The organism is Actinoplanes nipponensis (genome assembly GCF_016862275.1).
Taxonomy (GTDB): domain Bacteria; phylum Actinomycetota; class Actinomycetes; order Mycobacteriales; family Micromonosporaceae; genus Actinoplanes; species Actinoplanes nipponensis.
Genome location: NZ_BOMQ01000035.1, coordinates 84,946 through 96,447 on the forward strand (window position 1 = coordinate 84,946; position 11,502 = coordinate 96,447).

The window sequence follows — 11,502 nt, forward strand, 5'->3', positions numbered from 1 at the left end:
ACTCAACTAGATGCAAGCGTATTTGTAAAGAAACTTCAAGAATTGATTTCGCGCGGCAACCCCGGCGCTCCTGGCGGACACCGACCCCGGCACCTGCGGCGGCACACCCTGGACGGACCACACCGGGTGAGAGGTGCAGCAATGAACAAGGTCAGTCGGCTCGTTCCCGACGCCACCCTGTCGGAGCCGGCCTTCGCCGCCCGGCACCGAGTGCTACGGCTGCTGCTGTGGCTCCACGTGCCGGTCATCCTGCTGCTGGGCTTCTTCACCGGCGAGCTGGGCGCCGGGCAACACGCCACGTTGCTGCTCGGCGTGCTCGGCGCCGTCCTGGTCTGCGGGGTCGTCTCCGGCACCGCGGCGACCCAGCGCGGCCGCGCCATCGCCACCAGCGCCGGCTTCCTGTTCGCCACCGACGCCGTCGTGCACGCCGGCGGCGGCCTGATCGACCTGCACTTCCACTTCTTCGTGGTGATCGCGCTGATCGGCCTCTACCAGGAGTGGATCGCCTTCGCCCTGGCCGTGGGCCTGGTCGCCGGGCACCACCTCGGCCTGGGCCTGATGGTTCCCGAGGTGGTCTTCGCCCACACCGACCACACCACCGGAAGCGTCCTGGGACGGGCCCTGCTGCACGCCTTCTTCGTGCTGGCGATGGCCGCCGCCCAGATCACCTACTGGCACTTCGACGCCGCGGCCCGCCGGGAGAACGAGCGGCGGCAAGCCGAGCAGGCCGAGCAGAACGCCGGCCGGCTGCGCACCGCCGCCGACGAGGCCGCCCGCCGCGAGGAGGCCGCCCGCGCCGACGCCGCGTCCCAGCTCGACCGGGCCGAGCAGATGGCCGCCCGCCTCGAGGACGTCCTGCAGCACACCAGCGAGACCGGCGCCCGCCTGCGCACCGACGCCGACGAGGCGCTGGGCGGCTTCGAGTCCGCACTGTCGGACGTGGCCCGCACCGTCGAGCACGCCAGCGACCAGGTCGGCACCACGCTGACCGACGCCGACCTGGCGCTGAAGTCCCTCGAGGAGCTGCGGACGTCGGTGGCCGACATCGCGACGATCGCCGGGATGATCCAGGCGGTCGCCGACCAGACCAACCTGCTGGCCCTGAACGCGACCATCGAGGCGGCCCGCGCCGGCGAGGTCGGCAAGGGCTTCGCGGTCGTGGCCGGCGAGGTCAAGCAGCTCGCCGGCCAGACGGCCGAGGCGACGGCCCGGATCGAGGCCACGGTCACCGAGGTCACCACGGGCGCGGCGGCGGTGGGCGCGGCGGTGTCGGGAATGACCAGCCGGCTCAGCGCGGTGGCCGACGCCCAGCGACTCGCCTCCGCCGTCATGGGCGAGCAGGTCACCCTGGCCGGCCGGACCCGCGGCCTGGTCACCTCCGCCGCGGACGAGGTGGCCCGGTCCGCCGCCGCGGCCAGCGTCCGCTGAGTTCTCACAACAACAGCGCGCCGGTCGATAGGGGAGCACATGCGGACCATGGCGACGGCGGGTAACCCGGCCGGGTGGACCCGCCTCGTCCACGTCACGTTCACGCTGACGGCGTTCGCGGCGTGCGTGCTGTACCTGACGTCTCCACAGTCGGTGCGGCTCGCGATGGTGACCGTCGTCAGCGCCGTACCCCTGGCCGCGATCGCCGCCGGGATGCGGATCCACCGGATCGCCCGGCGCGGCACCTGGCTGATCCTGCTGGCCGGCACGGTCCTCTTCACGATCTTCAACTATCTGTGGTTCCTCGACCTCGGGCTGGGCATCCCGGTCGCCGCCGACGGGGTCGCCAACTCGCTGTGCCAGGTCGCGGCGTACCTGTGCGTGCTCGGCGCGGCCCTGACCGTGGTGGCCCGGCACGGCGCCGGCGACCGCGGCGGCATCCTGGACGCCGCCCTGATCGCGATCGGCCTGATCACGCCGGTGTGGGAGTTCCTGCTGCGCCCGCACCTGCTGGAGGTCGGCTCGCCGGCCGGCACCCAGGCCGCGTTCCTCATCAAGGTCCTGCTGCTGATGGGCACGCTGGGCGCGCTGCTGCGCATCGCCGACACCGCGGGAACGGCCCGCACCGCGCTGAACTACTTCTTCGTGAGCCTCGCCTCGGCCGTCGTCGCCGTGGTCGTCTCCCTGCTCACCAGCGTGCCCGGCAGCGACTACTACTCACCGGTGGTCGACCTGTGCGCGATGCTGGGCTACCTCAGCCTGGCGGCGGCCGCCGTGCACCCCAGCGCCAAGGACTTCGCCCAGCCCGGCGGCTGGGAGCGACGCGAACTGAACCCGGTCAGCCTGCGCAGCCTCGGGCTGGTGCTCGCGCTCGTACCCGTCGTCGGCAGCGTGCCGCAGCTGTACGGCGGCTCGGCCGACACCCTGCTGCTGTCGCTGGGCACGCTGCTGGTCATCCCGCTGGTCATCATGCGGATCGGCCTGCTGCTGGCCCAACGCACCGCCGACCAGGAGGCCCTGCGCTACCAGGCCCACCACGACGAACTGACCGGCCTGGTCAACCGGCGCCGCTTCTTCGCGCTGCTGGACGAGGCGGTGGCCCGCTGCCGCCGCGGCGCGCTGCCGGGCATCGCGGTCCTCTACTGCGACCTCAACAAGTTCAAGGCCATCAACGACGAGCACGGCCACGAGGCCGGCGACCACGTCCTGCGCACCTTCGCGGAACGGCTGACGGCGACGCTGCGCCCCGACGACCTGGCCGCCCGCATCGGCGGCGACGAGTTCCTGGTGCTCTGCCCCGGCGCGGCGGACGCGGAAAACCTGCGCCGCCGGGTGGAGGAGCTGGCCGCTCAGCCGGTGCAGTGGGCGGGTCACGAGCTCGCACTCGGCGCGGCGGTCGGCCTGGCCACCGGCACGGGGGTGGATCTTTCGGGGGACGCGCTGGTCACGGCGGCCGACGCCGAGATGTACACCCGCAAGGCCGCGGCGGGACGGCTCCCGGCCCGCGCGCTGGCTAACCCTTGCTGATCTCCGCGGCCAGCAGCTCCGCAATCTGCACCGTGTTCAGCGCCGCCCCCTTGCGCATGTTGTCACCGGTGATGAAGAGGTCCAGCGCGCGCGGGTCGTCCATCGCTCGGCGGATCCGGCCCACCCAGGACGGGTCCGTGCCGACCGCGTCGATCGGCATCGGGTATTCGCCCGCGGCCGGGTCGTCGACCAGGATCACCCCGGGCGCGTTGCGCAGCACCTGACGGGCGCCCTCGGCGTCCAGTTCCGAGCCGAAGACCGCGTGCACCGCGATCGAATGGCCGGTCACCACCGGTACGCGGACGCAGGTCGCCGACACCTTCAGCGCGGGCAGGTTGAGGATCTTGCGGGACTCGTTGCGGAGCTTCAGCTCCTCGGACGACCAGCCGTCGGTGGCCAGCTCGCCCGACCACGGGACCACGTTCAGGGCCAATGGCGCGGTGAACGGGCCGAGGTCGTCGCCGACCGCCTGGCGCACGTTGCCGGGGCGCGAGCCCAGGGTGCGGTCGCCGGCCACCTTGGTGAGCTGGTCGTGCAGGGTGTCCACGCCGATCTGCCCGGCCCCGGACACCGCCTGGTACGACGCCAGCACCAGCTCGCGCAGGCCGTACTCGCGGTGCAGCGGGGCGATCGCCATGATCATGGCCATCGTGGTGCAGTTGGCGTTGGCGACGATGCCGCGCGGGCGGCTCCGCAGCTCCTCCTTGTTGACCTCGGGCACCACCAGCGGGACGTCGGTCTCCATCCGGAAAGCGGACGAGTTGTCGACCACCGTGGCGCCGCGGGCGACCGCGATCGGCGCCCACTGCACCGACACCTCGTCGGGCACGTCGAACATCGCCACGTCGACGCCGTCGAAGGCCTCCGGGGTCAGCTCGCGCACCACCAGCTGCTCGCCCCGGCAGGAGAGCTCCTTGCCGGCCGAGCGCGCGGACGCGATCAGCCGGATCTCGCCCCAGACGTTGCGCCGCGACGTGAGCAGCTCACGCATGACCGTGCCGACGGAGCCGGTGGCTCCGACGACAGCCAGCGTGGGCTGGGGCTGCGGCATCCGCTGTCTACCGGCCGGTCCCGGCGTAGACCACGGCGGTCTCGTTGCCGCCCAGCTCGAACGTGTCGTGCACGGCCCGGACCGCGGTGTCGAGGTCACTGTCGCGGCAGACCACCGACACCCGGATCTCCGAAGTCGAGATCATCTCGATGTTGACGCCGGCCTCGCCGATGCAGGCGAAGAACGACGCGGCGACGCCCGGGTGGGAGCGCATGCCGGCGCCGATCAGCGACACCTTGCCCACGTGGTCGTCGAAGAGCAGCGACTTGAAGCGGGTCTGCTCCTTGATCTTGTCCAGGGCGGCCATCGCGGTGGGGCCGTCGGCCTTGGGCAGCGTGAACGAGATGTCGGTGCGGCCGGTGCCCTCGGTCGACACGTTCTGCACGATCATGTCGATGTTGATCTCGGCCTGGGCGACCGTCTCGAAGATGCGGCCGGCGGCGCCGGGCTCGTCGGGCACGCCGACGATGGTGATCTTCGCCTCGCTGCGGTCGTGGGCGACCCCGGTGATCAGCGCTTGTTCCACTCCCTCGTCCTCCATCGATCCGGTGACCAGCGTGCCCTGCTTGTTCGAGTACGACGAGCGTACGTGGATCGGGACCTTGAAGCGGCGCGCGTACTCCACGCATCGCAACATCAGCACCTTCGCCCCGCCGGCGGCCAGCTCCAGCATCTCCTCGTACGTGATCTGCTTGATGTGCCGGGCGTTGGAGACGATCCGCGGGTCGGCGGTGAACACGCCGTCGACGTCGGTGTAGATCTCGCAGACGTCGGCGTGCAGCGCGGCGGCCAGCGCGACGGCGGTGGTGTCCGAGCCGCCGCGGCCCAGCGTGGTGATGTCCTTGGTGTCCTGCGAGACGCCCTGGAAGCCGGCCACGATCGCGATCGCGCCCTCGTCCAGCGCGGTGCGCAGCCGGCCGGGGGTGACGTCGATGATCCGGGCCTTGCCGTGCACCGAGGTGGTCAGCACGCCGGCCTGCGAGCCGGTGTAGGACCGCGCCTCGTACCCCAGGTTGTGGATCGCCATCGCCAGCAGCGCCATCGAGATGCGCTCGCCGGCGGTCAGCAGCATGTCCAGCTCGCGGCCGGGCGGCAGCGGGCTGACCTGGTTGGCCAGGTCCATCAGGTTGTCGGTGGTGTCGCCCATCGCCGAGACCACGACCACCACGTCGTCGCCGGCCTTGCGGGCGGCCACGATGCGCTCCGCCACGCGCTTGATGCGCTCGGCATCAGCGACGGACGAACCGCCGTACTTCTGCACCACGAGGGCCACGGCAGCCGGCTCCTTCCACCCCGCACGTGCCGACGCCGCCTGGCCAGAGATCTCGGGGCCGGCGGCGCCAGTCGGTCAATCGCCACCCAGACTAGCGGCGGCCGTCCCGATCTCTGACACGCGATCCCAGATTCCGGCCGGCGGCCGGCTCGACACGCCGGGAAAAGGTTCCGGTGCCCGCAACGACCGGTCCGGGGGGCGAGAGGCGAGAATGTCTCGATGCGCTCCCGCCCCGCCATGCGTGTCCTGCCCGCGCTGGCCGCCGCCCTGCTGACCGCCGGCCTCGCGGCCTGCGGCGACTCGGCGCCCCCGCCGGAGCCCACACCGTCGGCCTCGTCGTCGGCCCCGCCGCCGGACCAGGACGCCCGCGTCGCGCTGGCCGCGCGGGCCGCGCTGGCCGAGGATCACCGCTTCTCGGCGGTCTACACCCTGCAGGCGGACGGCTTCGCGCCGCGCACGGTCCTGGCGACGGTCGCGGTGGACGGCACGTGGCGGGTGGACATCCCGGCCGGCGCCCTCGGCGGTACGGCGGACGTGTCCATCGCGCAGCTGCCGGCCGGCGTGTTCCAGTGCGCCGTCCCCTCGCCGGCCAACCCGGTCAGCCCGTCCTGCGTCCGGGTGGCCGACGCCGGCAAGAAGGTCCCCCGCGAGTACGACCCGAGGGTCCAGCGCGTCTTCCGGCAGTGGCTGCCCGTCTTCACCGACCGCCAGTCGCCCCTGTCGGTGACCGCCGCCCAGCCGCTGGAGGGCTCCTCGGGCAGCTGCTATGCGGTCGACACGATCTCCGCGTCGCTGTCCGCGCCGGTCGACGTGGGCATCTACTGCTACGCCGACGACGGCCTGCTCACCGCGGCCCGGGTCAAGTTCGGCACGCTGACCCTGGCCGGGGCGCCGGCCGCGGCGCCGCCGACGATCGACCTGCCCGGCCCGGTGACCGGCGGCGAGCCGATGGGCCTGGACGCCCCGCCGCCCCCGCCGGTGACCGAGCAGCCGGTGGCGCCGTCGCAGCCGGTACCGTCCGCGTGAAGTCGCCCGCCTGACCTCCGGCTTCCCACGATCCGGGCGTAGGGTTGGGCAGGTTCACGATGATCACGTAGGGTGACGTTCGACATGTGGCAGGCGCTTCTCCTTCGCTGCCGCGACGAGGCCCCATCCCAGGCCGGCACCTCGTCGCGGAGTTGACGCGCGCCGGTCGTTCCTCGGAACTGACCACTTTTCAGGAGCCCTCACCATGTCTTCCTCCACGGATGTAACCGGCGATCCCATCGCGCGCCAGCGCCCCAGCCGGATGCCGTTCCAGCGCTACCAGCCGTACCAGCAGCAGTTCAATGTCGAATTGCCGGACCGGCAGTGGCCGGCCCGCCGCATCGAGGCCGCGCCCCGCTGGTGCGCGGTCGACCTGCGCGACGGCAACCAGGCCCTGATCGACCCGATGTCCCCCGAGCGCAAGCGCCGGATGTTCACCCTGCTGGTCGGGATGGGCTACAAGGAGATCGAGGTCGGCTTCCCGGCGGCCAGCCAGACCGACTTCGACTTCGTCCGCCAGCTCATCGAGCAGGACCTGATCCCGGACGACGTCACGATCCAGGTGCTGGTGCAGTGCCGCGAGCACCTGATCGACCGCACGTTCGAGTCGATCCGCGGCGCCAAGCGCGCCATCGTGCACTTCTACAACTCGACCTCGACGCTGCAGCGCCGGGTCGTCTTCGGCCTGGACCAGGCCGGGATCACCGACATCGCCACGACCGGGGCCCGGCTCTGCCAGAAGTACGCGGAGATCCACACCCCGGACACCGAGATCTTCTACGAGTACTCGCCGGAGTCCTACACGGGCACCGAGCTGGAGTACGCGCTGGAGATCTGCTCGGCGGTCATCGACGTCATCGACCCGACGCCGGACCGCCCGCTGATCATCAACCTGCCGGCCACCGTCGAGATGGCCACCCCCAACGTGTACGCCGACTCGATCGAGTGGATGCACCGGCGCCTGCCCCGGCGCGAGAGCCTGATCCTGAGCCTGCACCCGCACAACGACCGGGGCACCGCCGTTGCCGCGGCCGAGCTGGGCGTGCTGGCCGGCGCCGACCGCGTCGAGGGCTGCCTGTTCGGCAACGGCGAGCGCACCGGCAACGTGGACCTGGTGACGCTGGGACTGAACATCTTCTCCCAGGGCATCGACCCGATGATCGACTTCTCGGACATCGACGAGATCAAGCGCGCGGTGGAGTACTGCAACCAGCTGCCGGTGCACGAGCGGCACCCGTACGTCGGGGACCTGGTCTACACGGCGTTCTCCGGCTCGCACCAGGACGCGATCAAGAAGGGGCTGTCGGCCCTGCGGGAGGACGCGACCGAGGCCGGCGTGGACGTGGACGCGTTCACCTGGGGCGTGCCGTACCTGCCGATCGACCCCAAGGACGTGGGGCGCAGCTACGAGGCCGTCATCCGGGTCAACTCGCAGTCCGGCAAGGGCGGGGTGGCGTACATCATGAAGTCCGAGCACAAGCTCGACCTGCCGCGCCGGCTGCAGATCGAGTTCTCCGGGGTGGTGCAGCAGTTCACCGACTCCGAGGGCGGCGAGGTCGGCCCGCAGCAGATGTGGGACATCTTCGCGGGCGAGTACCTGATCGACCACCAGCAGTTCGGCGTGGTCGAGCTGGAGCGCTACAGCACGGCCACGGTGGACGGCAAGGTCGAGATCGACGCCGAGATCCGGCACCGCAACACGCGGCGGCCGCTGGTCGGGGTCGGCAACGGCCCGATCGACGCGTACGTGCAGGCGCTGGAGCCGCTGGGCATCGAGGTACGGGTACTCGACTACGCCGAGCACGCGCTGTCCTCGGGTCACGACGCCCAGGCCGCCGCGTACGTGGAGTGCGAGGTCAACGGCCGTACCGTCTGGGGCGTCGGGCTCGACGCCAACATCGTCACCGCCTCCGTCAAGGCCGTGACCAGCGCCGTCAACCGCGTCCGCTAGGCCGGTGTTCCGCGCGCCGCCAGGTTCACCCGGGCGGCGCGCGGAACGTATCCGGCACGGATGACTACTTGCGTGAATCGGGCGTAGGGAACATACGCTTACTTCGTGCCCCCTCGTATCACTCCTTTTTGGACCTTGCGTGTCGCTGCCGCCCTCCTGACCGTGACCGTCGCCGCCGGTTGCCAACTACCCGCCGAGAACGGTTCGGGCTCGGGGTCCGGCGCCGACCCGGGTGGCGGCACCACCACCAGGACCACCGACCCCAGCGAGGCCCGGGCGCAGCTCGACAAGCTGAAGGTCGTCACCCGGACCGGCTCGATGCGCGGTTACAGCCGGGCCAAGTTCCCGCACTGGAACACCACGGGCAGCAACTGCGACGTCCGCGACACGGTGCTCAAGCGCGACGGCACCAAGGTCAAGGTCTCCGGCTGCAACGTCGTCGCGGGCACCTGGATCAGCGTGTACGACGGCGACAAGATCACCGATCCGGCCAAGGTCGACATCGACCACGTGGTCCCGCTGGCCAACGCGTGGCGTTCCGGCGCGGCCGCCTGGACCACCGACCAGCGCGAGAAGTTCGCCAACGATCTCGACGACCCGCAGCTGGTCGCGGTTTCGGCGGCGTCGAACCGGTCAAAGGGTGACCAGGACCCGTCCACCTGGAAGCCCGAGCTGACCGGCTCGTGGTGCCAATACGCTCAGGACTGGATCGTGGTGAAGAGCCGGTGGAAGCTCACGGTGACCACCAAGGAGAAGGTCGAGCTCAAGAAAATGCTGGAGAAGTGCCGATGACCAGACACAAGCCGGCCGCCGAGGCCGCCGTCACCCCCGCGCCCGCGCCCGTCACCCCTGCACCCGCGCCCGCCACCGCGGAGGCCGCGCCCGCTTCCGCCCCCAGCCCCGCACCCGCCTCCACCTCCGCACCCGTCTCCGCTTCCGCGCCTGCGGCCGCCTCCGCGCCCACTGACGCCGCACCGGCCGACACCGCCGCGGCGGCGACACCGGCGGCCGCCCCGACCAGCCGGACCACCGACATCGTCGCGGGCCAGGGCGGCGTGATGACCGACGAGGCCGGAGTCATCACCGGCGAGGTGACCCTGCGGACGGAGCTCTCCGGCGACCAGGTCACCCTCCACGCCCAGTACAAGGACGCGGACGAGTGGTACGTGGTGACGAACGCGAAGACCACCGTCAAGGACCCCGCCGACCTGGACGCGGTGCACGCCATGGCGGTCGGCCTGCTCAACCGGCCGGAGGGCTGATCAACAACTGATCGGAACCTTTTACAGATAGACAGTGCCGAATGTAGCGTCGGGTTCGTGGCCCGTCTCGCCGTGACCCGTACGCTCCTCGTCGCCGCCCTCGCCGTGCCGGCCGCCACCGTCGCGGCCCCGGCAGCGGCCGCCCCCGCCACCATCGTGCCCCTGACCAGCGTCATTCCCGCGCCGGTCGAGGCCCACCCGATCGCCGGTCGCGACTTCCGGCTGGGGCCGCTCACCGTCATCCGCACCCAGCCCGGCTCGGCCGCCGCCCGTACCGTCGGCGACCAGCTCGCCCGGGCACTACGGCCCGCCACCGGCTACCCGCTGCCGGTGCTGCCCGTCGCCCCCCGCGTGCTGCCCACGATCTCCCTGCTGCTCGGCGCGGCCGACGCCCGGCTCGGCGACGAGGGCTACCGGCTCGGCGTCGACCGCACCGGCATCACCATCCGGGCCAACCAGCCGGCCGGGCTCTTCGCCGGCACCCAGACGCTGCGCCAGCTGCTCCCCCACGAGATCGACTCGCCGACGACGGTCCGTCGCCCGTGGACGGTGGCCGGCGGCGTCATCGTCGACCATCCACGGTTCGCCTACCGCGGCGCGATGCTCGACCTGGCCCGGCACTTCCACACCCCGGACGAGATCAAGGCCTACGTCGACGAGATCAGCCGCTTCAAGATCAATCATCTGCACCTGCACCTCGCGGACGACCAGGGCTGGCGCATCCAGATCGACAGCTGGCCCCGGCTGGCCACCGTCGGCGGCGGGCCCGGCACCGGCGTCGACGGCGCCGGCCCCGGATATCTGACGAAGGCCGCCTACCGCGACCTGATCCGGTACGCGGCGACCCGGCACGTGACGATCGTCCCCGAGATCGACATGCCCGGTCACGTGAACGCGGCCCAGGTGGCATACCCCGAGCTGACCTGCGACGGGGTGGCGCCGCCGCCGCGTACCGACACCGAGGTGGGCTACAGCTCGCTGTGCATCGGCTCGGAGACCACGTACCGGTTCGTGGAGGACGTCATCCGCGAGCTGGCGGCGCTCACGCCGGGGCCGTACCTGCACATCGGCGGCGACGAGGCCCACGCGACGACGGACGCCGACTACCTGACGTTCCAGCGGCGGGTGCTCCCGCTGGTGGCCAAGTACGGCAAGACGGCGTACGGCTGGAACGAGATCGCCAAGTCCCCCGCCTCGGCGAACGCGGTAGCGCAGTACTGGGACACCGCCACCACCAACCCGACCGTGGTGGCCGCCGCGGCCCGCGGCACCAAGGTGGTCATGTCCCCAGCCAACCGGGCCTACCTGGACATGAAATACAACCCGGGTACGCCGCTCGGCCTGTCCTGGGCGGGCTACATCGAGGTCCGCACGGCCTACGACTGGGACCCGGCGACCCACGTCAAGAACCTGCCCGCGTCCGCGATCCTCGGCGTCGAGGCGCCCCTGTGGTCGGAAACCCTCCGGGACCTGGCCGACATCGAATTCATGGCCTTCCCCCGGCTGCCGGCGATCGCGGAGCTGGGCTGGTCCCCGGCGAGCAGCCACAACTGGGCGTCATTCGCGGCTCGGCTGGGCGGCTACGGGCCTCGCTGGGACGTCCACGACATCAACTTCTACCGCAGCCCGCAGATCAGCTGGGACTGAGAACGCCATCCGGCCGGAAGGGCACCGGGCGTCCGCCGCCGGCATCTGGCTGGCGCTTGCGGCGCTTGGGGTGCGCTTTGCCGGTCGGCGAGTGACGCGCTGGGGCGCTTTGATGGCGCAGTCGAGGTGGTGGGGCGGTGGCTCAGTCGCGGTCGGGGGCGGGGTCGCGGCGCAGTGCCTGACGGATGGCGGCTTGGCAGGCGTGGCGGCGCAGTGCTCCCGTGGCGCAGTCGCTCCCCGGTGGCGGCGGCGCAGGGCGGCGGCGCAGGGCGGCGGCGCAGGGCGGCGGCGCAGGGCGGCGGCGCAGGGCGGCGGCGCAGGGCGGCGGCGCAGGGCG

The 11,502-nt window shown here is 71.7% G+C and carries 10 protein-coding genes; 7 read left to right on the forward strand and 3 right to left on the reverse strand.

The window, feature by feature from the left end:
- Window positions 1-141: 141 nt before the first annotated feature.
- Window positions 142-1,428, forward strand: coding sequence for a methyl-accepting chemotaxis protein (locus Ani05nite_RS41030; protein WP_239129985.1), 1,287 nt, complete (start codon window positions 142-144; stop codon window positions 1,426-1,428).
- A 39-nt stretch (window positions 1,429-1,467) separates the two neighbouring features.
- Window positions 1,468-2,955, forward strand: a complete 1,488-nt coding sequence (locus tag Ani05nite_RS15080) for a GGDEF domain-containing protein (protein WP_203768835.1) — start codon at window positions 1,468-1,470, stop codon at window positions 2,953-2,955.
- On the opposite strand, the gene Ani05nite_RS15085 is transcribed toward Ani05nite_RS15080, so the two are convergent.
- On the reverse strand, window positions 2,942-4,006 hold the full coding sequence (locus Ani05nite_RS15085) for an aspartate-semialdehyde dehydrogenase (protein WP_203768836.1): 1,065 nt from the start codon (window positions 4,004-4,006) through the stop codon (window positions 2,942-2,944). The genes Ani05nite_RS15080 and Ani05nite_RS15085 overlap by 14 nt on opposite strands.
- A gap of 7 nt (window positions 4,007-4,013) precedes the next feature.
- Window positions 4,014-5,279 carry an aspartate kinase gene (locus Ani05nite_RS15090; RefSeq protein ID WP_203768837.1) on the reverse strand — a complete coding sequence of 422 codons (1,266 nt, stop codon included), beginning with the start codon at window positions 5,277-5,279 and terminating at the stop codon, window positions 4,014-4,016.
- Between the two features lie 219 nt (window positions 5,280-5,498).
- Between Ani05nite_RS15090 and Ani05nite_RS15095 the strand changes: the two genes are divergently transcribed.
- The 5 genes from Ani05nite_RS15095 (at window position 5,499) to Ani05nite_RS15115 (ending at window position 11,165) form a co-directional block, all read left to right on the forward strand.
- A complete protein-coding gene (locus Ani05nite_RS15095; protein ID WP_203768838.1) occupies window positions 5,499-6,305 on the forward strand; it encodes a hypothetical protein in 807 nt (268 codons plus the stop codon).
- 205 nt (window positions 6,306-6,510) lie between these two features.
- Window positions 6,511-8,256: a 2-isopropylmalate synthase gene (leuA, locus tag Ani05nite_RS15100; RefSeq protein WP_203768840.1), complete on the forward strand. Its 1,746-nt coding sequence runs from the start codon at window positions 6,511-6,513 to the stop codon at window positions 8,254-8,256.
- Between the two features lie 156 nt (window positions 8,257-8,412).
- Window positions 8,413-9,048 (forward strand): HNH endonuclease family protein, encoded by a 636-nt coding sequence (locus Ani05nite_RS15105; RefSeq protein WP_377881276.1) that lies wholly within the window; start codon window positions 8,413-8,415, stop codon window positions 9,046-9,048.
- Window positions 9,045-9,518 carry a hypothetical protein gene (locus Ani05nite_RS41035; protein WP_239129988.1) on the forward strand — a complete coding sequence of 158 codons (474 nt, stop codon included), beginning with the start codon at window positions 9,045-9,047 and terminating at the stop codon, window positions 9,516-9,518. The genes Ani05nite_RS15105 and Ani05nite_RS41035 overlap by 4 nt, the downstream gene beginning before the upstream one ends.
- Window positions 9,519-9,575: 57 nt before the next feature.
- Entirely contained in the window at window positions 9,576-11,165 is a 1,590-nt protein-coding gene (locus Ani05nite_RS15115; protein WP_239129991.1) for a beta-N-acetylhexosaminidase, read from the forward strand.
- A 142-nt stretch (window positions 11,166-11,307) separates the two neighbouring features.
- Here the strand turns inward: Ani05nite_RS15115 and Ani05nite_RS15120 are convergent.
- A partial coding sequence (locus Ani05nite_RS15120) for a hypothetical protein (RefSeq protein WP_203768841.1) occupies window positions 11,308-11,502 on the reverse strand: 195 nt, incomplete at its 5' end.